This is a genomic window from Pseudomonas sp. H2_A10, assembly GCF_054680085.1.
The window spans coordinates 4,799,174-4,819,645 of the sequence record NZ_CP162821.1 but is presented as its reverse complement, the minus strand read 5'-3'; the positions used below and the strand labels follow the sequence as shown (position 1 = coordinate 4,819,645).

Annotated in this window: 17 protein-coding genes; all 17 read left to right on the top strand. The window is 62.2% G+C overall.

Features of this window, described 5'->3' with window-relative positions; genetic code table 11:
• Window positions 1-256 precede the first annotated feature (256 nt).
• Window positions 257-1,936 (top strand): DUF1302 domain-containing protein, encoded by a 1,680-nt coding sequence (locus AB4O23_RS22265; protein ID WP_460060604.1) that lies wholly within the window; start codon window positions 257-259, stop codon window positions 1,934-1,936.
• Between the two features lie 12 nt (window positions 1,937-1,948).
• On the top strand, window positions 1,949-3,313 hold the full coding sequence (locus AB4O23_RS22260; RefSeq protein ID WP_042727898.1) for a DUF1329 domain-containing protein: 1,365 nt from the start codon (window positions 1,949-1,951) through the stop codon (window positions 3,311-3,313).
• Between the two features lie 70 nt (window positions 3,314-3,383).
• Complete coding sequence (locus AB4O23_RS22255; RefSeq protein ID WP_042727897.1) at window positions 3,384-4,487, top strand: WD40/YVTN/BNR-like repeat-containing protein; 1,104 nt, start codon at window positions 3,384-3,386, stop codon at window positions 4,485-4,487.
• A gap of 4 nt (window positions 4,488-4,491) precedes the next feature.
• Window positions 4,492-7,020, top strand: coding sequence for an efflux RND transporter permease subunit (locus AB4O23_RS22250; RefSeq protein WP_460116662.1), 2,529 nt, complete (start codon window positions 4,492-4,494; stop codon window positions 7,018-7,020).
• A gap of 126 nt (window positions 7,021-7,146) precedes the next feature.
• Window positions 7,147-8,346 (top strand): MFS transporter, encoded by a 1,200-nt coding sequence (locus AB4O23_RS22245; RefSeq protein WP_042727895.1) that lies wholly within the window; start codon window positions 7,147-7,149, stop codon window positions 8,344-8,346.
• A 48-nt stretch (window positions 8,347-8,394) separates the two neighbouring features.
• The gene (locus AB4O23_RS22240; RefSeq protein WP_003173136.1) at window positions 8,395-9,468 is read left to right on the top strand and encodes an aromatic ring-hydroxylating dioxygenase subunit alpha; all 1,074 of its coding nucleotides are present in this window, start codon (window positions 8,395-8,397) and stop codon (window positions 9,466-9,468) included.
• On the top strand, window positions 9,465-10,508 hold the full coding sequence (locus AB4O23_RS22235) for an aromatic ring-hydroxylating dioxygenase subunit alpha (RefSeq protein WP_042727893.1): 1,044 nt from the start codon (window positions 9,465-9,467) through the stop codon (window positions 10,506-10,508). The genes AB4O23_RS22240 and AB4O23_RS22235 overlap by 4 nt, the downstream gene beginning before the upstream one ends.
• A complete protein-coding gene (locus AB4O23_RS22230) occupies window positions 10,508-11,461 on the top strand; it encodes a PDR/VanB family oxidoreductase (RefSeq protein WP_042727892.1) in 954 nt (317 codons plus the stop codon). Before AB4O23_RS22235 ends, AB4O23_RS22230 begins: the two co-directional genes overlap by 1 nt.
• A 63-nt stretch (window positions 11,462-11,524) precedes the next feature.
• The gene (locus tag AB4O23_RS22225) at window positions 11,525-12,097 is read left to right on the top strand and encodes a cupin domain-containing protein (RefSeq protein WP_042727891.1); all 573 of its coding nucleotides are present in this window, start codon (window positions 11,525-11,527) and stop codon (window positions 12,095-12,097) included.
• Entirely contained in the window at window positions 12,094-13,086 is a 993-nt protein-coding gene (locus AB4O23_RS22220) for a fumarylacetoacetate hydrolase family protein (RefSeq protein WP_223496311.1), read from the top strand. Before AB4O23_RS22225 ends, AB4O23_RS22220 begins: the two co-directional genes overlap by 4 nt.
• The gene (locus AB4O23_RS22215; RefSeq protein WP_042727889.1) at window positions 13,077-14,084 is read left to right on the top strand and encodes an NAD-dependent epimerase/dehydratase family protein; all 1,008 of its coding nucleotides are present in this window, start codon (window positions 13,077-13,079) and stop codon (window positions 14,082-14,084) included. The genes AB4O23_RS22220 and AB4O23_RS22215 overlap by 10 nt, the downstream gene beginning before the upstream one ends.
• Window positions 14,071-14,856, top strand: a complete 786-nt coding sequence (locus tag AB4O23_RS22210) for a cyclase family protein (protein WP_003173143.1) — start codon at window positions 14,071-14,073, stop codon at window positions 14,854-14,856. The genes AB4O23_RS22215 and AB4O23_RS22210 overlap by 14 nt, the downstream gene beginning before the upstream one ends.
• Window positions 14,853-15,584 carry a FadR/GntR family transcriptional regulator gene (locus AB4O23_RS22205; RefSeq protein WP_042727888.1) on the top strand — a complete coding sequence of 244 codons (732 nt, stop codon included), beginning with the start codon at window positions 14,853-14,855 and terminating at the stop codon, window positions 15,582-15,584. The genes AB4O23_RS22210 and AB4O23_RS22205 overlap by 4 nt, the downstream gene beginning before the upstream one ends.
• A complete protein-coding gene (locus tag AB4O23_RS22200) occupies window positions 15,581-16,522 on the top strand; it encodes a LysR family transcriptional regulator (RefSeq protein WP_368949462.1) in 942 nt (313 codons plus the stop codon). The genes AB4O23_RS22205 and AB4O23_RS22200 overlap by 4 nt, the downstream gene beginning before the upstream one ends.
• Window positions 16,523-16,621: 99 nt before the next feature.
• Complete coding sequence (locus tag AB4O23_RS22195) at window positions 16,622-17,632, top strand: ornithine cyclodeaminase family protein (RefSeq protein ID WP_065947812.1); 1,011 nt, start codon at window positions 16,622-16,624, stop codon at window positions 17,630-17,632.
• Window positions 17,633-17,661: 29 nt separating this feature from the next.
• Window positions 17,662-18,678, top strand: coding sequence for a dihydrodipicolinate synthase family protein (locus tag AB4O23_RS22190; RefSeq protein ID WP_042727885.1), 1,017 nt, complete (start codon window positions 17,662-17,664; stop codon window positions 18,676-18,678).
• Window positions 18,679-18,694: 16 nt separating this feature from the next.
• On the top strand, window positions 18,695-20,164 hold the full coding sequence (locus AB4O23_RS22185) for an NAD-dependent succinate-semialdehyde dehydrogenase (RefSeq protein ID WP_042727884.1): 1,470 nt from the start codon (window positions 18,695-18,697) through the stop codon (window positions 20,162-20,164).
• Window positions 20,165-20,472: the final 308 nt, after the last annotated feature.

The following is a 20,472-nucleotide window of genomic DNA, read 5'->3' as shown; positions in this document are numbered from 1 at the left end:
GCGTGCAAACACAGCCGGTGGTGAAGCCTGGGGTTGCCCCGGCAGAACGCTGGCGTGAATAACAAGAATAAGAGTGAGACAAGCATGAACGCAGACGGATTCTCGACGTCACGGCTGCGCCCATCTGAGGCGCCGACAAACCTGAAACTCACTCTCCCATAGATGCTTCATGCCTGTGCAGGCTTGGCCCGGTTCGACTGCGGGCGCCGTTTCACCAGAAGAGCTGACATACAACAACAATAAGAGGGTTACTTCGATGGCTACTCGCAAGTTCGCTGCGTCGCGGCGCGTCCCCTTCACCCTGACCCTTGCGGCAAGCCTGGGGCTTGGCGCTTCGGCAGCCCAGGCGTTTCAGATCGACACCGGCAATCCCGATCTCAGCTTGCGCTGGGACAACACGCTCAAGTACAGCGCGACCTGGCGCCTGAAGGCGCCCAGCAGCAAACTCAGCGAGGGGCAAACGGCCCTGAACCAGAATGACGGTGATCACAACTTCGGCAAGGGGTTGATCTCCAATCGCCTGGATATTCTTTCCGAGCTGGACATCGGTTTTCACAACTTCGGTGCCCGTGTGAGCGGTGCCGCCTGGTATGACACCGTCTACCAGGAACGCAACGACAATCACGACGCGGCCAGTGCCAACCAGCGCTCGGTGGGCTTCGATGAATTCACCAGCGATACCCGTCAACTGCACGGTGGTGATAGTGAACTGCTGGATGCCTTTGTCTACTGGAACGGTGAACTGGCCGACCGTGCCTTGTCGGTACGTGCGGGGCGCCACGGTCTGATCTGGGGCGAGAGCCTATTCTTCGGCGGCAACGGCATTGCCGGTGCTATGGCACCGGTGGACGTGGTCAAGGCGCAATCGGTGCCCAACACGCAATTCAAGGAAATCACCCGGCCGGTCAACCAACTGTCTACCGCCTACCAACTGACCGACGATGTGTCGTTGGGCGCCTTCTATCAGTTGGAGTGGGAAGCCACCCGCTTGCCGGGCGCCGGCAGCTATTTCTCCACCAGCGATACCATCGGTGATGGCAATGAAAGGCTGATCACCGGAGCGCCGTTCCCGGATTTCCTGGGCGGTAATGCCAACAGCCCGGCTGCGTTTTTCCATGGCAAAGACAAGAAAGCCAGGAACTCCGGCCAGGGCGGCCTGCAGCTCAAGTACAACACCGGGACGACGGATTACGGCCTGTACGCGCTGCAGTATCACGAAAAAACGCCCACGTTGTACTTGAAGCCGAATGCCACCGGGCCGAACTTCAGTACCGGGCAAATCGGCGAATATTCCTGGGTCTACCCGGAAGACATCCGGGTTCTGGGCGCCAGTTTCGCCACCTCCGTGGACGAGTACAGCTTTGCCGGCGAGGCATCGATGCGCTGGAACATGCCGCTGGTCTCCAACGCCCAGACCGTCCTGGCGGGTGTCGACGCGGACAACAACGATGACGCTCTGTACGCCGTCGGCCGAACGGCTCACGTCAACCTCAACGTCCTGGCATCGCTGGGGCCTTCCTTCGTCGCCAATGAAGCCAGCCTGACAGCGGAGGTGGCCTGGAACCGCCTATTGGCCGTGACCCGCAATCGCGCAGCCCTGGACCCCAACGCCACCGATGACGGCCTGGGCTTGAAGCTGGTGTACACGCCAACCTACCGCCAGTTCTTCCCAGGCATTGATATCAGCCTGCCGGTGGGCATCAGCTATTTCCCCATGGGCAAGTCGGCGGTGATCAGCGGGTTCGGCGCCGACAGAGGAGGGGACATGAACATCGGCGTCTCCGCCACCTACCTGGACCAAGTGACCGTGGGGCTGACCTACACCCACTTCTACGGTCCCGAGGACACCAGCCTCAACGCCGCCAACCAATTCAATTACAAGCAGTCGTTGAAGGACCGGGACTACCTGGCTTTCTCCGTCAAGACCACGTTCTAAGAGGATTTGCGCATGACCATTCAGTTCACTCTAAAGGCCTTGTGCTTAACCCTGCTGGTCGCCGCCGCGCCGATGGCCTTGGCCGCCAGCGCCGAACAAGCGGCCGCGCTGGGCAAGACCCTGACGCCCTTCGGTGCCGAGAAAGCCGGCAATTCCGACGGCAGCATTCCGGCCTGGGACGGTGGCTACACCAAGGTCGATCCGGCTTATGTTCCGGGCGGCAAGCGCGGCGATCCGTTTGCCGCAGACAAACCCTTGTTCAGCATCACCGCCCAGAACCTGGCCAAGTACGCCGACAAGCTCAGCGACGGCACCAAGGAGCTGTTCAAGCGCTTTCCGGACACCTATCGCATCGACGTGTATCCGACCCGGCGCACGGCGGCCGCGCCGCAGTGGGTTTATGACAACACGCTGAAGAATGCGACCCGCGCCAAGCTGGTCAATAGCAGCGCCGGCCTGATCCCGGATGGCGCCTATGGCGGGATCCCGTTTCCGATTCCACAAAACGGTACCGAAGCCATCTGGAACCATGTGCTGAACTGGCGCGGCACTTCGGTGGCGGGGCATTTTCGCCACTATCTGATGACGGCCGACGGCAACCAGGTGATGACCAGCGACGGCCTGTTGACCCAGGAAATGCCCTACTACTTCCAGGAGGGCGGCCCTGAAAACTACTCGGGCGACTACTGGCAGGTGCACTTTGTCAATCTCGGCCCGGCGATTCGTGCCGGCGAGCAAATCCTGGGGCGCGAGAACATCAACGGTGACAAATCCCAGGCCCATGTCTACCTGAGCGGCCAACGCCGGGTACGCACGCTGCCCAACGCTTGCTGCGACACGCCGACGCCGTCCACCGCTGGGGTCATGTCCTTCGATGAGTTGAGTGTGTGGGGGGGGCGTACAGACCGGTTCGACTGGAAGCTGGTGGGCAAGCAGGAGATGTATGTCCCCTACAACACCAACAAGGTGCAAAACGCTGCCCAGCCGCAGGACCTGCTGGGCAAGCACCATCTGAACCCCGATTACGTGCGCTGGGAATTGCACCGCGTCTGGGTGCTTGAATCGACGGTGGCCGCCGGCAAGCGTCACCAGCTGCCCAAGGGCCGTTACTACCTCGATGAAGACACCTGGCAAGCGCTGCTCGGCGATCGTTGGGATGCCAGCGGCCAACTGGCCAAAACCCTCTGGTCGCTGCCGTCGGTATTGCCCGACCTGCCGGGGCTGGTGCAGCTCTCTTCAGGTTTTTATGACCTGACGTCCGGTGCGTGGTTTATCCAGAACCTCTATGCAGGGTTGCCGGAGCAGTACCGCGCGGTGGATCGCTACAAGGCCTCGGAGTTCTCGCCGGCAGCGATGGCGGGGCGCGGCGTGCGTTAGACCTGAGCCGAGCGTGAAGGGCAGGCCGGTCGCCTGCCTTTGGGATACGAGTGTTTGTCCGAGGTAGGTTATGAACAGAATCAATCAGGCGAGCGCGTTGCTCCTGGCCCTGTATTTGCCCTTCGCCACGAGCGAGTGCCTGGCCGGGTCGGCTGCGGTGGGCGTGCCGCTCAATACCCCGGCCATGCGGGTACCGGTTGCACAAAACGGCGTGTTGATCGACCTGGCGCGTGCCGGCACACGTCTGGTGGCCGTGGGCGAGCGCGGCCTGGTGCTGTTCTCCGACGACAACGGGCAAAGCTGGCAACAGGCTGGGGTACCGGTTTCGGTCAGCCTGACGGCGGTGCGCTTCGTGGATGCGCAAAAGGGCTGGGCAGTCGGTCACGCGGGCGTGGTGCTGGCGACGCTGGATGGCGGCGAGCACTGGACGCTGCAGCTCGACGGCGCGCGCGTGGCACAGCTGGAGCTGGACTCCGCCAAGGCGGAGCAAGCCACGGCTGCCGACCCGGATGCCGCCCTGGCGCGGGTACAAAATGCCGAGCGTCTGGTGGCCGATGGTCCGGACAAACCCTTTCTGGCATTGGATTTCGTCGACGCGCACCGTGGGCTCATCGTCGGCGCCTACGGTGTGGCGCTGCAGACCACCGATGGCGGTGCTACCTGGCACTCGCTGATGGGGCATATCGCCAACCCGAACGGGATGCACTTGTACGCGATCAGTCACCAGGGCACCCGCTGGTTCCTGGCTGGCGAGCAAGGTTACCTGGCCCGTTCGGACGATGACGCCGTGTCGTTCAGTCAGTTGGACAGCCCTTACGAAGGCAGCTATTTCACGCTGCAACGTCGTGACGATGGCGCGCTGGTGGTTGCCGGGCTGAAGGGCAATGCCTTTGTCTCCCGCGACGCCGGCGTCAGTTTCCAGCGTCTGTCGGTGCCCGTACCGATCTCCTTCAACGATGCCACCCGTTTGGCCGACGGCCAGCTGTTGCTGGTCAATCAGGGCGGCATGCTGTTTCGCCACAGCGAGCAGACCGGCGCGGCGATGCTGCCGTTGGGAGCGCCCTTGGGCAAACCTGTTTCAAGTGTGATCGAGGCCGCCGATGGCAGCCTGATCGTTGCCGGTTTCACCGGGCTGCAGCGTCTTGCGCGGCCAGCCACTGCCGCTTCGGAGTGAGGTTATGACGTCTCCTGGTAAGTTTTTCCAGCCCCCTGCCAATGCGCTCGATGATTTTGATCCGCGCTCCGGTTCGATGCTCGAACGCGCATTGTTCAACCATCGTCTGTGGGTGTTGCTGCTGTGCCTGGCGACCACGCTGGTGCTGGGCTGGCAGTCCGCTCGCGTTGAACTCAATGCCAGTTTCGAAAAAATGATCCCCACCCATCAGCCCTACATCGCCAACTACCTTGAGCACCAGAAGGAGTTGAGCGGGTTGGGTAATGCGGTGCGCATTGCGGTGGTCAACAAGCAGGGCGACATCTACGACAGCGCCTACCTCAAGACCCTGCAGGCGTTGAGCGACAAGATCTACCTGCTGCCCGGTGTCGACCGGGCGTACATGAAGTCGCTATGGACGCCGGCCACCCGCTGGGTGGCGGTGACCGAGGCGGGCCTGGAGGGTGGGCCGGTCATTCCGGATAACTACGATGGCGGCGCAGCGAGCCTTGCGGCATTGCGGCGCAACGTGCAGCTGTCCAACGAAATCGGCCAGTTGGTGGCGTTCGACCAGGCCTCGAGCATCATCCAGGTACCGCTGTTGCAGCGCACCCCCGACGGCAAACCCTTGGACTACAGCCAACTGTCGCAACAGTTGGAATCGCTGCGCAGCCAATACCAGAGCGACAGCATCGACATCCGCATCACCGGTTTCGCCAAGAAAGTCGGTGACCTGATTGCCGGCCTGCGGCAAATCCTGATGTTCTTCGCCGTGGCGATCCTGATCACCACGGTGGTGCTTTATTGGTACACCCGCTGCATTCGCAGCACTCTGTTGGTGGTGTTCTGCTCATTGGTGGCGGTGGTTTGGCAGCTCGGCTTGCTGCCGCTGCTCAATTATCAACTGGACCCCTATTCGGTGCTGGTGCCGTTCCTGGTGTTTGCCATTGGCATGAGCCACGGCGCACAGAAGATGAACGGCATCATGCAGGACATCGGGCGCGGCATGCACCGGGTGGTCGCCGCACGCTTTACTTTCCGCCGCCTGTTCCTTGCCGGGCTCACCGCGCTGCTGTGTGATGCGGTCGGTTTCGCGGTGCTGATGATCATCAAGATCCAGGTGATCCAGGACCTGGCGATGATCGCCAGTATCGGCGTGGCGGTGTTGATCTTCACCAATTTGATCCTGCTGCCGATATTGCTTTCTTATGTCGGGGTCAGCGGCCGCGCGGCGCAACTGAGCCTGAAAAGCGAGCACGCCGAGCTGGCTGGCCACAATCGCCACGGGTTCTGGCGCTTCCTCGACCTGTTCACCCAGCGCCGGTGGGCGGCGCTGTGCATCGCGCTGAGCCTGGCGCTGGCGACGCTCGGCTTCATCGTCAGCCTGCAACTGAAAGTGGGTGATCTGGACGCCGGCGCGCCCGAGCTGCGGGCCGACTCGCGCTACAACCAGGATGATGCATTCCTGACCCGGCATTACGGCGCCAGCAGCGATCTGTTCGCGGTCATGATCAAGACCCCCGCCAGCGCCTGTTCGCGCTATGACATCCTGAACAAGGTCGATGCCCTCGATTGGCAGTTGCGCACCTTGCCAGGGGTGGATTCGACCAATTCCCTGGCACTGCTCAACCGCCGCATGCTGGTTGACCTGAGCGAAGGCAGCCCGAAGTGGTATGAGCTGCAGAACAACCAGGCAATGCTCAACATGGTCACCGCCGGGGCGCCGCGCGGGCTGTACAACGAAGATTGCAGCCTGCTGACGCTGTACGTCTACCTCTCCGACCACAAGGCGCAAACCCTGAACCGTCTGGTGGATCACGTCGAACAATTCGCCGCGGCGAACAATACCGACGAGGTCCAGTTCCTGCTGGCCGCGGGCAATGCCGGGATCGAGGCCGCGACCAACATCGTCGTCAAGCAGGCCAATCGCGAAATGCTGTTCTGGGTCTACGGCGCGGTGATCCTGCTCTGCTTGATCACTTTCCGATCCTGGCGCGCCACGATTTGCGCGGTGATTCCGCTGATGCTTACGTCGATCCTCTGTGAGGCGTTGATGGTCTGGCTGAACATCGGCGTCAAGGTCGCGACCTTGCCGGTAATCGCCCTCGGCGTGGGCATCGGCGTCGACTACGCGCTGTATGTGATGAGCATCCTGCTCGGTCATATGCGCCAGGGCACAAGCCTGTCGCAGGCGTATTACCGGGCACTGCTGTCCACCGGCAAGGTGGTGATGCTGACCGGTGTGACCCTGGCGATCGGCGTAGCGACCTGGATGTTTTCGCCGATCAAGTTCCAAGCTGATATGGGCGTGCTGCTGGCCTTTATGTTCGTCTGGAACATGGTGGGCGCGCTGGTCCTGTTGCCGGCCCTGGCTCACTTTCTGTTGCCGAGCAAGCGGATAAGTACAGGGCCGGCCGAGGCCAACCCCAGCCATTCGACGAGCTTGCCGCTGATGCCTGCCGTAGCCGAGGAGGGGGCTTGCGTGAAGCACTCGCTACGCCTGACTTCAGAGCACGATCAAACGATAAAAGACGCCAATCCCGTCGCGTCATAACAACAAGAAAGGACGTTCCCATGCCTCGTGTGCATTTGTTCCAGCGGTCCCTATGGCTTGACCTCTTCGCCGGTCTGAGCGCCTTTGGCATGGCGTTTTGCGCGGCGCAACCTGCGGAGGTGCACGATGAGCGTTGAGCGCCAGGCAGGTTTGCCACAATCATTGTTGCTGTTGCTCGGCAGTTGCCTGCCAGTGCTCGGTGCGGTGCTGCTGGCCCCCGTCCTGCCGCTTATGCAGCAACACTTCGCCGACACACCGGGTGTGGCCGTGCTGGTGCCCATTGCCCTGACGCTGCCGGCGTTGATGATTGCGTTGTTGGCTCCCGTGGCCGGAATCATCGCTGACCGACTGGGGCGCAAACCGTTGTTGATCGGTGCGATGGTGCTCTACACCGTCTGCGGCGTGCTGCCGCTATGGCTGGAGTCGCTGCAGGTCATCGTGATCAGCCGCGCCGGCATCGGTGTGGCCGAAGCGGCGATCATGACCTGCTGCACCACGATGATGGGCGACTACTACAGCGGCGCGCGACGTGAACGCATGTTCGCCCTGCAAATGGTCGCGACCTCATTGTCGGCGGCGATCTTCATTGCCATCGGTGGAGTGCTCGGCGAGCACGGCTGGCGTACCCCGTTTGCCCTGTATGGGCTGGGGCTGGTGTTCCTGCCGCTGATGGCATGGTTGCTGTGGGAGCCGCGTGCGCAGGCGGCCACCCTCACAACGGCGGGCAGGGCATTCCCCTGGCGCCCGCTGGCACCGTTGTATGCCCTGGCATTCCTGGCGGGCCTGAGCCTGTTCATCGTGCCGGTACAAGTCGGTTACCTGCTTAACCTGCTGCATGTCGAAGGTTCGCAGCAGATCGGCCTGACCATGGGCGCCAGTCAGTTCGGCGTACTGGTCGGCGCCCTGAGTTTTCGTCTGTTGAGCGGTGTGCCGGCGCAGCGGCAGATGCTCCTGGCCTTCGTCGCGGCCGGGATCGGTGGCGGGCTGCTGGCGGTAGCCGACAGTCACGGGCTGGTGGTGATCGCCGTCCTGATCAACGGTCTGGGCATCGGCCTGATGATGCCGACCCTGCTCACCTGGATCATGAGCCAGGTCGACTTCCAACAGCGCGGCCGCGCCGCCGGCGGCTTCACGGCGATGTTCTTTGCCGGGGAGTTCGCCAGCCCGCTGGTGGTGCTGGCGATCACCGGCGGCGTAATCGGCGCCTTGCCAGCGGCCTTGGGCATCGTCGCGGGCGTTCAATTGATGGTAGCCCTGGCCTGTCTCCGGTTGCGTGGCAGCGGGTCTGTTTTTGCCACGGCGGTGGCCGCAGACCCTGAGCACTGACCTGCCCATTCGACGCTTCAACACAATAAGAACAACGAGGAGAACCGCATGAGTTATTTGCTCAATACCTGGTACATCGCTGGATGGGCAGACGAGCTGGCGCAAGGTGGCATGCTGGGCAGAACCATCGTCGAGCAACCCATTGTGTTCTTTCGCGATAGCCACGGTGTGATCCAGGCGCTCGCCGATCGTTGCCCGCACCGTTTTGCCCCGCTGCATAGGGGCAAGGTTGTCGGCGACAGCGTCCAGTGCCCGTACCACGGCCTGCGTTTCGATGGCAGTGGCCAATGCACGCACAATCCCCATGGCGAAGGAAACATCCCCAAGGCCGCCTGTGTTCGCGGTTTCGCGGCCGTTGAGCGCCACGGGGCGATCTGGGTCTGGCCGGGCGATCGTCACCTGGCCAGCGATGCCTTGATTCCTGATTTTTCCTTTTTCGAGCAGGCGCCCACCCATGCCAAAGGGCATGGGTATTTGCCGACCCGTGCGCACTACGAGTTGCTGTCCGACAACATCATGGACCTGAGCCATGTTGATTTCCTGCACCCGGATACGCTCGGTGGCGGGGCGTTGTCACACACCCGAGCCACCATCGAGGAATTGCCCAACGATCGCGTACGCATCAGTTGGTGGGCGCCGGACGATGTGCCCCCGCCGGCTTTCGGCGCTCACCTTGAAGATCCGAGCCGGGCAGACGTCTGGGCCGAAGTCATCTGGCACGCCCCCGGCCTGATGCTGCTCGGCAGTGGCGCCACGGCGCCAGGGCGCCCCAGGGCGGAGGGACCAGTGACATGGAACCTGCATCTGATGACGCCGCAGGACGCGGCCAACACCCATTATTTCTTTGCCAACACGCGCAGTTTCGAGCAGGACAATGCGCAGTTGAATGCCTTCGTCCAGGAGATGTTGATCGGTATTTTCGCCGGTGAAGACAAACCCATGGTCGAGGCTCAACAGCGCCAGATTGGTGAGGTTGAACTGCTTGGCCTCAACCCTGTGTTGCTGCCAGTCGATGCAGGGGCCGTGCGCTGTCGACGTGTTCTGCGTCGATTGATGGAAGCCGAGCGAGCGGAGACGCAAGCCAGTCGGTCATCAAACTATGAAAAAGAGGAACTGCGATGAGCTTTCTACGCAACGTCTGGTACGCGGCCGCCTGGGGAAACGAGATCAAGGCTGGCGAGTTGTTCCAACGAACCTTGCTCAATGAACCCGTGGTGTTTTTTCGCGACACCCAAGGTAATGCCCAAGCCATTGCCGATCGATGTCCCCACCGTTTCGCGCCCCTGGGCATGGGCATCCTCAAAGGCGATGCGGTGCGTTGTCCGTACCACGGCCTGGAATTCGATGGCAGTGGCGCCTGTGTGCATAACCCCCACGGCGATGGTGCCATTCCCAAGGCGGCTAAGGTCAAGGCCTACCCGCTGGTTGAACGCTACAGCTTGCTGTGGATCTGGATGGGGGATCCTCACTTGGCCGATGCGGCGCTGATTCCGGATTTCAATTGCATGGATGAAGACCATTGGTATGTCGGCAAACGCTACCTGCACGCAAAAGCCAACTACGTGCTGGAAACCGACAACATCATGGACCTGAGTCATATCGAATTTTTGCATCCGTCTACGTTGGGTGGCGATGGCGTCAAGGGTGCATTGACTAGCGTGCAAGAGGAGGACAACACCGTTTGGTCCAACCGCCAGACGGTTGCGGAAATTATGCCAGAGTTCCTCTACACCGCCTGGAACATCCCCCAAGGTACGCCGGTGGATCGTTGGATCGATGTACGTTGGGATGCGCCTGCGAACATGTTGCTGTTTTCCGGTGCAGTGGCGACCGGTCTCCCAAGAGATAAGGGCGTTTCCACACCGATTCCGCATCTGTTCACTCCAGAGACCGAGACCACGACTCACTACTGGTTCTCAGTCTGTTTCCCCAAGGCAATGGGCAAATTTGCCGAGCGATTCGCTGATGAGCAGGCGGCCGCGATCAGCCGGCCCTTTGCCGATGAAGACTTGCCAATGCTCGAGGCGCAGCAGCGCATGATGGGCGCTGCATCGTTCTGGGACTTGAAACCGGTGCTGCTGATCGGTGATGCAGGAGCGGTCCGGGCGCGGCGTGTACTCGACCGCATGATTGCTGCCGAGCAGCCTGCGGGTGCCAAGTGATGATTGAAGTCATCGTCACTCGCAAGCGCCTCGAAGCCGAAGGCATCTACAGCTTCGAACTGGCCCCCGCCGAGGGCTCCATGTTGCCGGCTTTCAGTGCCGGCTCGCATATCGACGTGCATCTGCCCAATGGCCTGGTGCGCCAGTACTCGCTGTGCAATCACCCGCAAGAACGCCACCGCTACCTGCTGGGGGTGTTACTCGACCCGGCGTCTCGCGGCGGTTCGCAGGCCATGCACGAGCAGGTGCACGAAGGCAGCCCACTTCGCATCAGCGAACCTCGCAATCTGTTCCCGCTTGAGCATGGGGCCGGGTACAGCGTGCTGTTCGCCGGCGGTATCGGCATCACGCCGATCCTTTGCATGGCCGAGCGCCTGGCGCGGATCGGCGCGCCTTTCGAGCTGCACTATTGCGGCCGCTCGGCCGGGCGCATGGCCTTTATTGAGTACCTGCGTCATTCGGCGTTCGCCGATTGCGTGCACGTTCATATGGACGATGGCGAGGATGCCCAGCGCCTGGACAGTGCTCGGGTCCTGTCCACGCCGGCCAGTGACCGTCATCTGTACGTCTGTGGCCCCAACGGTTTCATGGACCACGTGCTTGGCACGGCGCGCGCGCAAGGCTGGGCCGAGGCGCAACTGCACCATGAGTACTTTACCGCCGCCGCTGCCCCGGTGGGTGAAGCGGGCGGGTTCGAGGTGCAACTGGCTAGCACCGGGCAGTGCTTCCAAGTGCCGGCCACGCTCAGCGTTGCCCAGGTATTGCTGGAGGCTGGCATCGACATCCCGCTGTCTTGCGAACAGGGCATCTGTGGCACCTGCATCACGCGCGTGCTGGACGGCGAGCCGGAGCATCGTGACATGTTCCTGACCGATGCCGAGCGAGCCCGCAACGACCAGTTCACGCCTTGCTGCTCCCGTGCGAAGAGCGCGCGGCTGGTACTCGATCTTTAAGGTTTTTTCATGAATTCATCGTTACCCGCTGGCGCGTTTCGCCAACAGATTGAGGACTCGAATATGCAACAGCTTCCTGGTTTCAAACGCGTGGTAACCGGGCACGATGCCCAGGGCCAGGCGGTGGTCGCGCTCAGCGGGCCAACGCCGAACAGTTTCCCGCTCAAGGCCGTGCCCGGCACGGTCTTCCATGAGATCTGGAACAGCGGCGCCAGCCCGGCCGTGCTGGATAACGGCGACGACCCCACCCACCAGCCGCTTCAACTGAGCCCCGCGCCATTGGGCAGTGTCATCCGCGTGGTGGATATTCCCCCGGACAGTGTGCAGAACCAGGTCAGCGCCGAGGAGGCCGCGGCGGCCTTCGCCGAAATTGGCCAGGCCCATGCCGGCACGGGGCAGGCGGATTCCAGGCACAAGCTGATGCATCGCACCCAAACGCTGGATTACGGCGTGGTCACCGAGGGTGAGGTCTGGCTGGTGCTCGATGGCGAGGAGGTGCATCTCAAACGCGGCGACATCGTGGTGCAGCGCGGCACCAACCACGCCTGGAGCAATCGCACCGAGCAGATGGCCCGCATGCTCTTTGTGCTGCTCGATGGCCGCTTTGCTCCTGAACTGCAAGGAGAACACCCATGAAGCTCAGCACCCTCAAGAACCTAAATCGCGACGGTCGCCTGGTGGTGGTGTCGCGCGACCTGGCCTGGGCGGTGGATGCCGGCGATATTGCCGCGACGCTGCAGGAGGCCGTTGAGCGCTGGGCGCATGTCGAAAGCGTTTTACGCGCGCGGTATGACGCCTTGAACGAAGGCACGCTGGCCGGTGCCTTCGCCTTCGATCCTCAGCAAGCCGCCGCGCCTCTGCCACGTGCCTGGCAGTGGCTGGACGCCTCGTCTTTCCTCAGTCATGGCGAGCGCATGCAGAAGGCTTTTGGGCTGGATCCGATCGAAGGTGTTGAACATACGCCGCTGATGTATCAGGGCTGTGGCGACGACTTTCTAGGCGCCCACGACGACATCAAGCTGCCCAGCGAAACCCACGGTATCGATTTCGAAGGCGAGTTTGCGGTGTTGGTCGATGAGGTTCCCATGGGCTGCTCGGCGCAAGACGCCGTCGAGCATATTCGGCTCATTGTGCAAGTCAACGACGTCAGCCTGCGTGCGCTCGCCCCCCGAGAAATGAAGACCGGCTTCGGTTTTATCCAGGCCAAGTCCGCGTCCAGTTTTGCCCCGGTGGCGGTCACCCCCGACGAGTTGGGCGAGGCCTGGCGCGACGGGCGCGTGCACTTGCCGTTGAAGGTTGAATGGAACGGTCAGTGGTTCGGTCATGCCCAGGGCGGTGCCATGCATTTCGGCTTTCATCAGTTGATTGCTCACGCGGCGCTGACCCGGCGCCTCAGGGCGGGCTGCCTGATCGGTTCCGGCACGGTTTCCAATGCTGACCCCACTGTGGGCGCTGCCTGCATCGCCGAACGTCGTGCCGTTGAGATGATCGAGCACGGCGTACCACGGACGTCCTTCATGCGCTTTGGCGACCGCGTGCGCATGGAGGTCCTCGATCTGCAAGGTCAGTCGGTGTTCGGGGCGATAGACCAGTGCATCGTGCGCGGAGGCCTCCCATGCGCGTGATGATTACCGGGGCCAATGGTTTTGTTGGGCGGACGCTGGTGAAACGGTTGCTCGAAACCAATGCGTTACAAGGCCGCTCGATCAGCGCGTTGATCCTGCTGGATAAAGAGTTGGTGGGGTTTGCCGAGGACAAGCGCCTGCGCCGGCATTGCGGCAGTGTCACCGACGCCGCGTTATTGCGCCGCGCCTTGGCCGATGGCATCGATGTGGTTTTTCACTTGGTCAGCATTCCGGGGGGCGCGGCCGAGCAGCATTATTCATTGGGCTATCAGGTCAATTTGCAGGCGAGCCTGGAGTTGCTTGACCAGTTGCGCGAACAGCCAGGCGCGCCGGTGCTGGTGTACGCCAGCAGCGTGGCGGTGTACGGCGGCGACCTGCCAGCCCGCATGGATGAGCGTGCCGTGCCGCACCCGCAGTTGAGTTACGGTGCGCACAAGGCGATGGTGGAAATGGCGATCAATGACCTTGCCCGACGAGGCGAGGTGGACGGTCGCGCCGTGCGTCTGCCCGGCATCGTTGCCCGTCCACGTGAACCCAATGGGCTGCGCTCGGCGTTTATGAGCGACGTGCTGCACGCCTTCGCCGAAGGCCAGCCCTATTGCTGCCCGGTGTCGCCGCAGGCGCAGGCATGGTGGATGTCGGTGCGGTGTTGCGTGGATAACCTGCTACGGGCCGCCGAACTGCCGTCTGCCCAGCTCGGCGCGTCACGCGTCTGGCAACTGCCGCTGTTGCGCCTGTCCATTGCCCAGGTCATCGATGCCCTGGCCGCTGCCTACGGCCAGGAACGCCGCGCGCTGATCAGCTTCGCACCGGACGCGGGGCTGCAAGCGTTATTCGGCAGCTTTCCCGCAATGAAAACCCCTCTGGCCCGTGCCCTTGGCTTTCGCCATGACGGCTCGGCAGCTGCCTTGATACGTAACAGTTTGAATGCCGCTACCCCGACGCGTCGTGCGCGTGGGCGGGTGGGACTTGGAGTGAGCGAACATGCAATCAACTAAACGCCGCCTGGTGGACCTGTCCGTGACCCTGGACAACAACCCCTACACCGATCCGCCGCCGTTGCTGCCGAAAATCGACTACATGGACCATCAGCAAGGCTGGCCGGAGATGGCCGCGATGTTTCCCGGCTTGTCCAAGGCGCAACTGCCTGGTGACGAATCCTGGGCAGCTGAGCGCCTGCAGATCACCACCCACAGCGGTACGCATATGGACGCTCCCTGGCACTACGCCTCGACCACGGACGGTGGCAAGCCGGCGTTTGGCATCGACGAGTTGCCGTTGGACTGGTGCCTGCAACCCGGCGTGAAGCTGGACTTTCGTCATTTACCGGATGGCCATGTGGTCAACGCCGCCCAAGTGCAAGCCGAGCTGGAGCGTATTGGCCATGTTCTACAGCCGTTGGACATTGTCCTGGTCAACACCCGTGCCGGCGCGCTGTTCGGTCAGCCAGGGTATCTGGACGCCGGGGTAGGCATCGGCCGCGAGGCCACGTTGTACTTGCTGGAACGCGGCGTGCGCGTGGTCGGCACCGATGCCTGGAGCTGGGACGCGCCGTTCAAGTACACCCGCGAACGCTTCGCCGCCACGGGCGACGCCTCGATCATCTGGGAAGGGCACAAGGCCGGACGCGACATCGGTTACGGCCAGATGGAAAAATTGGCCAACCTGGAATCCCTGCCGGCCCACGGCTTCCAGGTGTCGTGTTTCCCCTACAAGATCAGGCACGCCTCGGCCGGCTTCGTCCGCGCCGTCGCGATTTTCGAGGAATGAACGCGCCGGCGGCCGGTGAAAAAAAGCGCGCCAGCCTGTCCCGGGGGCTTGAGGCGCTGCTGTCGGAGCACATTGTCGCGGGGCGACTGCGCGGCGGTGAGCAGTTGCCCACCGAGTCGGCCCTCATGCTGGAGCATGGGGTCAGCAGGACGGTGGTGCGCGAGGCCATGTCGCGTCTACAGGCCGCTGGAATGGTTGAGACGCGCCACGGTATCGGCACGTTCGTGCGCGGTAGCACCCTGTCGCTGAAGGCCTTCATCGACCCTGCGACGATCGGCATCCTGAATGATTCGCTGGCGATCATGGAATTTCGGATCGGTCTTGAGGTGGAAGCCGCCGGGCTCGCCGCCCAGCGACGTGGCCCGGATCAGTTGGCGGGGTTGCGGGCGCTTCTCGATCAGCTCGGGCAGCCCAATGTCAGCGTCAATGACCGGGCCGCGTTGGATTTTCAGTTCCATTTGGGTATTGCCCAGGCGACCGGCAATCACTACATCGCCCACACATTGCGCAACCTGGGCGAGGTGATCATCCCGCGTAGCCGGCTGGATTCTGCGCGCCTGTTTCACGATGAGCCTCTGCACTATGAGCAGCGGATGCAAAGCGAGCACGAACAGATTTACCAGGCGATCTTCCATCAGGACACAGAATGCGCACGCGCTGCGATGCGCCTGCACCTTCAAGACAGTCGCGAATACTTGCATCAGGCCCGCCAGGAGCTGATGACATGACGAGCGTCGATAGGCCTGACAACGCCTCGCCCTCTCCGGCATCCGCTCTGACAATAATCGATGCGCGCTGGACCTTGTTCGTCCGGGTCGTGGCGGCTGGCAGCCTGAGCAAAGCGGCCGTACTGCTGGACATGCCGCAGTCCATGGTGAGTCGCAACATTGCGTTGCTTGAATCGCAATGTGGGGAGCGGCTGTTTCATCGTACCGGGCGCGGGGTGGTCCTGACCGAATTTGGCGAGCAGTTGTTGCCCTGTATATCGGCGCTTTTGGCGAACGCTGAAAGCCTTGCCGATGACATTCGCAACCTGCGAGGCAAACCGGTGGGGGAGGTGGTCGTGGGCATGTTGCCTTCCGCGGTGCGTCGGTTTGCGGGGACGCTTTTTGCTGCGGTGCGTGCCCAGATGCCAGGGGTGAGGTTGCACCTGATCGAAGGCGCGAGTGCTCAGCTCGAAGAGCAGTTGCACGATGGTCGTCTGGATATGGCGCTGGTGCTGCGCGAGAGCGAGGCGAGCATCGGCCAAGCTCATCTGTTGGCCAGGCTACCGCTGCACCTGGTCGGACCCGCCGCCGATCCGCTGTTCGGCAATCGAGATATTGCACTGGAAAATCTATCTGGGTTGCCATTGGTCGTGCCTGGGCGGCCGCATCTGCTGAGGGCCAGGCTCGATCATTTGGCTGCGGAGCAAGGCGTGGAACTGTGCGTGGCTGTGGAAGCCGACTCGGTCCAGCTACAGTACGAAGTCGTCGCGGCCGGCGGAGGCTATGCGATTGCCTCGGTGTTGCCGGGCTCGCTGGATCAACGACTTATTTCATCGCGCATTATAGAGCCCGTGTTAGAGCGCTTTGTCGTGCTGGTCGAATCGCCCCGGCGCCCCTTGACCCGTGCTTCCCGTGAAGTGCGACGGCTGATTTGCAATCTGTCCATGCCATCGATTTAAGCGATAGCTGCTTTGCATCCCCAGCAGTATTCGGTGGGGGGCGCGCCTCGTAGGGTGTCAGTCAACCAACGACTGATCCCCGATTGCGAGGTTTGCGCCATGCATCACGCCCAAGAACTCCAAGTCATTGCCCCGACGCTTTTTCTCAGTGACGCCGATGTGGCCTCGCTCGCCGACTGGAGCACCGCCGTCGCCGCGCTCGCCGAGGCGTATGCACGCCCTGCATCGGATGCCATGGTGCCGCCTCGCTCCATGGCCCGGGGCGATGGCATCTGGCTGCGCAGTTTGACTGCCGTACCTCCGGCTGGCGGCCATATGGGCTGCAAGTTGATCGCAGCCTCCATGCGGGCGCGCTGCGCCAGCTACCTGATTGCGTTGTTCGATCAGAAAACCATGGCGCTCAGTGCCCTGATCGACGGCAACCGGGTGACAGGTTTGCGCACCGCGGCAACCGCTGCGCTGGCAGTCGATTTACTGGCGCCCAAGCGCGCGCTGCGGGTGGGGGTGATTGGCTCGGGGTTTGAGGCCCGTGGCGCATTGGACTGCCTCAAGTCCGTGCGCGATGTGGCGCATGTCCGGGTATTCAGTCCAACGCCCGCTAGCCGCGAGCGTTTTGCCGAGAGCTTCAGGCCAGGGCTGGAGATCCAAGCGGTGAACAGCGCGCAAGAAGCTGTGCAGGATTGCGACGTGGTGATTTGTGCCGCCCGCAGTCGTGACGAATCTCCGGTCCTGCAAGGCGCCTGGCTTTGCCCGGGGGCCACGGTTGTGTCGTTGGGTTCCACCTTGCCTGAGCAACGGGAAGTTGACCCGGTCACGATGGAGCGAGCCGTCTGCATCGTCGCCGATATGCCGCAAGAGGTGCTTCACGATACCGGTGACGCCATTGCGGCGATCAGTGCCGGCGTTTATGTCGCCGACAAATTGGTCGCGCTGTCGGACCTCGTCGCGGGCCGTGTCATACCGCGCCAGCACGCAAGCGACATCGTTCTCTACAAGTCTGTTGGCTCGGCGCTGCAGGACGTCGTCATCGCCCAAGCGCTGTACGAGCGCGCCCGGCAACAAGGCCTCGGCATCGAGTTGCCCGCCAGCATTGTCCCTGTCTCGAAATAACTCCCTTCACTGTGCAAAGGAACATCATCATGGCCACATACAAGAAAGCGGATGCCCGTGCCTGGGCGCGGGAAAACCTGGTGGGCTGCTCGGCTGTCACCATCCCAAGTTTCAGTGCTGATTTGAAGCGTCTCAATGAGCGTGGCATACGCCACGACATCGAACATACGGTTGGCCTGGGCTACAGTGCTACGTTGCTGTGCAGCGAGCTGGCGATTTCTATCCAGGAGAATGCCCAGTTCACTGCCTGGGCCCGTGAGTCAGGGAAAGACCTGATCCTGTTTTTCCATGCGGCCTTTGGCACGCTTGCCGAGAATATCGAGGCGGTGAAGCTCGCCGAGAATGCCGGTGCGGACATCGTCCTACTCTCCTATCCACCACAGTTCTGGCCGACCAGCGAGCAGGAAATCTACGCCTACACCAAGTCGTTCTGTGACGCGACGGACCTCGCCGTCATGCTCTTCCCGATTCCGCTCTGGGGCTTTGAGCGCGTGCATCCGGCAGGGATGTCCTTGGAGTTGGTCAGTCGGCTGTTGGCCGATTGCCCGAATATCGCGGCCATCAAGTCCGAGCAAGGGTTCCCGCTGCCGGCGGGCATTTGCGAGATGTATTACCACTTCCGTGACCAGGTGGTGATCAGTTGCCCGATCGAAGGCGACGCAATCCCCTTGATGAGCCTGATGAAGTTGCAGTTTTCCGGCACCAGCAACACCGCCTGGATGAGCGACTACTACCCGAAAGCGTTCGAACTGGCCCGCACGGGCCGCTTTGAAGAGGCGATGGAACTGTACTGGAAGGTCAATCCGGCCCGCAGCGCCAACGGCGCCGCCGCGCAAAGCTATGCCGGCGGTACCGGTGTGCTCAACCGCACGATGTGGAAATACCAGGATTGGCTCGCCGGCTTCAATGGCGGTCCATTGCGTGCCCCGGCGATGCGTGTGCCGGATCGCTTCATGAAGTCGCTGCGTCAAGGGTTGGTCGCGTCGGGGTTGCCGGTGACTTCGGATCCTGACAGCGCCTTCATGATCGGGCGTCATCCGTGCTGATCGGGAGGATTGCACAGTGAAGCATTTACTTAAGGATCCTACGCTGTGGCGTGACGGTGCCTATATCGCCGGTGAGTGGCTGGCCGAGACGCCGCACGGTCACTACACGCTGCGTAATCCGGTGGACCAAACGGTACTGGCCGAGTTGCCGCGCTGCCGTGAAACTGAAGTCCGGCACGCCATCGACGCGGCGCATGAGGCCTTTGGCCCATGGCGTCGCCTGACGGCCAAACGCCGTGGCGAGGTGTTGCGCCGTTGGTATGAGCTGATGGTTGAACATCGGGAGGACATTGCCACGCTGATTACCTTGGAGGAGGGCAAGCCCCTGGAGGAGGCGCGGGGTGAAGTCGATTACGCGGCGTCTTTTGTGCGCTGGTTTGGCGAGGAAGCTACACGGGTGCGCGGTGATCTGATTCCGGGCGTAAAGGACACTCAGCGCATTGTGGTCCTGCGTGAACCCATCGGGGTTTGCGCCGCGATCACGCCCTGGAATTTCCCCGCTGCGATGATCACTCGCAAGGCCGCTCCGGCCCTCGCGGCCGGTTGCACGATGGTGGTGAAACCGGCCAGCCAGACACCGCTGACCGCGCTGGCACTCGCCGAGCTCGCCCTGCGCGCGGGGGTACCGGCGGGTGTTTTCAGTGTGATTACCGGCAATGACACCCGCGACATTGCCGGTGAGCTCACGTCCAACCCGCTGGTGCGCAAGCTCACCTTCACGGGGTCCACGGAAGTGGGCCGGCTGCTGCTGACGCAAGCGGCGCAGACGGTCAAGAAATGTTCCATGGAGTTGGGCGGCAACGCCCCGTTCATTGTCTTCGACGATGCTGATCTGGATGCGGCGGCTGACGGTGTGATGCTGGCCAAGTTTCGCAACGGTGGGCAGTCCTGTATCGGCGCGAATCGGGTGCTGGTGCAGTCCGGGGTTTATGACGCATTGGCCGAGCGCATTGTTGAGCGCATGGCACGCCTGAAAGTGGGAAATGGTCTGGAGCCGGGTGTACAGGTCGGGCCGCTGATCGATGACGCGGCGGTACGGAAATCCCAGGCGCTGGTTGATGATGCGCTGGCCCAAGGCGCTCGACTGCTGTCTGGCGGCAAGCCCCATGCGCTGGGCGGGTGTTTCTTCGAGCCCACCTTGTTGGCTGATGTGACCCATGGGATGCGGGTTGCTCGTGAGGAGATCTTCGGCCCGGTCATGCCGCTGGTGCGTTTCGACACCGATGACCAAGCCATTGCCATGGCCAACGACAGCGAGTTTGGCCTGGCCGCGTATCTGTTCAGCCGTGACGCGGCGCGTATCTGGCGCAACGCCGCGCGCATCGAGTCGGGCATGGTGGGCATCAACTGTGGCCTGATCTCGAATGAGGTCGCACCTTTCGGTGGCGTGAAGCAGAGCGGTCTTGGGCGAGAGGGATCTCACCTGGGAATAGACGAGTTCCTAGAGGTTAAATACCTCTGCTGGGATGGCTTGGAAAGCGTGTAAACAACCGTCGTTAAAGGCCGGTGGACGGCGGTTCGTGTGAGCCGTCGTTCATCGGCTTTTGTATTTGTTCTGCCGCAAAGACAGGCACTCCGAGCAATGCCCCCGGCTTACCTGCGCGACCCATCGCCGCCAGCGATACCTCGGATTGTGCAAAGCGATTTCAGCCCTGATAGCCGATTCGATAGTCTCGTGGCTGATCCGGCATTTTTCGTCGGCATTCCATGTTGCTGCGGCATTGACGCAATGACGCCGCAGCGCTCGTTGGTGCGCCATGCAATGTCTGCCCGAGTGAATAAGAATAATTAGGA

What these genes read in the sequence shown, in the direction of transcription:
- AB4O23_RS22215 (WP_042727889.1), top strand. Translation starts at nt 13,077, where the DNA reads ATGCGCGTGATGATTACCGGGGCCAATGGTTTTGTTGGGCGGACGCTG.
- AB4O23_RS22230 (WP_042727892.1), top strand. Translation starts at nt 10,508, where the DNA reads ATGATTGAAGTCATCGTCACTCGCAAGCGCCTCGAAGCCGAAGGCATC.
- AB4O23_RS22205 (WP_042727888.1), top strand. Translation starts at nt 14,853, where the DNA reads ATGAACGCGCCGGCGGCCGGTGAAAAAAAGCGCGCCAGCCTGTCCCGG.
- AB4O23_RS22225 (WP_042727891.1), top strand. Translation starts at nt 11,525, where the DNA reads ATGCAACAGCTTCCTGGTTTCAAACGCGTGGTAACCGGGCACGATGCC.
- AB4O23_RS22200 (WP_368949462.1), top strand. Translation starts at nt 15,581, where the DNA reads ATGACGAGCGTCGATAGGCCTGACAACGCCTCGCCCTCTCCGGCATCC.
- AB4O23_RS22235 (WP_042727893.1), top strand. Translation starts at nt 9,465, where the DNA reads ATGAGCTTTCTACGCAACGTCTGGTACGCGGCCGCCTGGGGAAACGAG.
- AB4O23_RS22220 (WP_223496311.1), top strand. Translation starts at nt 12,094, where the DNA reads ATGAAGCTCAGCACCCTCAAGAACCTAAATCGCGACGGTCGCCTGGTG.
- AB4O23_RS22245 (WP_042727895.1), top strand. Translation starts at nt 7,147, where the DNA reads ATGAGCGTTGAGCGCCAGGCAGGTTTGCCACAATCATTGTTGCTGTTG.
- AB4O23_RS22240 (WP_003173136.1), top strand. Translation starts at nt 8,395, where the DNA reads ATGAGTTATTTGCTCAATACCTGGTACATCGCTGGATGGGCAGACGAG.
- AB4O23_RS22195 (WP_065947812.1), top strand. Translation starts at nt 16,622, where the DNA reads ATGCATCACGCCCAAGAACTCCAAGTCATTGCCCCGACGCTTTTTCTC.
- AB4O23_RS22255 (WP_042727897.1), top strand. Translation starts at nt 3,384, where the DNA reads ATGAACAGAATCAATCAGGCGAGCGCGTTGCTCCTGGCCCTGTATTTG.
- AB4O23_RS22265 (WP_460060604.1), top strand. Translation starts at nt 257, where the DNA reads ATGGCTACTCGCAAGTTCGCTGCGTCGCGGCGCGTCCCCTTCACCCTG.
- AB4O23_RS22210 (WP_003173143.1), top strand. Translation starts at nt 14,071, where the DNA reads ATGCAATCAACTAAACGCCGCCTGGTGGACCTGTCCGTGACCCTGGAC.
- AB4O23_RS22190 (WP_042727885.1), top strand. Translation starts at nt 17,662, where the DNA reads ATGGCCACATACAAGAAAGCGGATGCCCGTGCCTGGGCGCGGGAAAAC.
- AB4O23_RS22260 (WP_042727898.1), top strand. Translation starts at nt 1,949, where the DNA reads ATGACCATTCAGTTCACTCTAAAGGCCTTGTGCTTAACCCTGCTGGTC.
- AB4O23_RS22250 (WP_460116662.1), top strand. Translation starts at nt 4,492, where the DNA reads ATGACGTCTCCTGGTAAGTTTTTCCAGCCCCCTGCCAATGCGCTCGAT.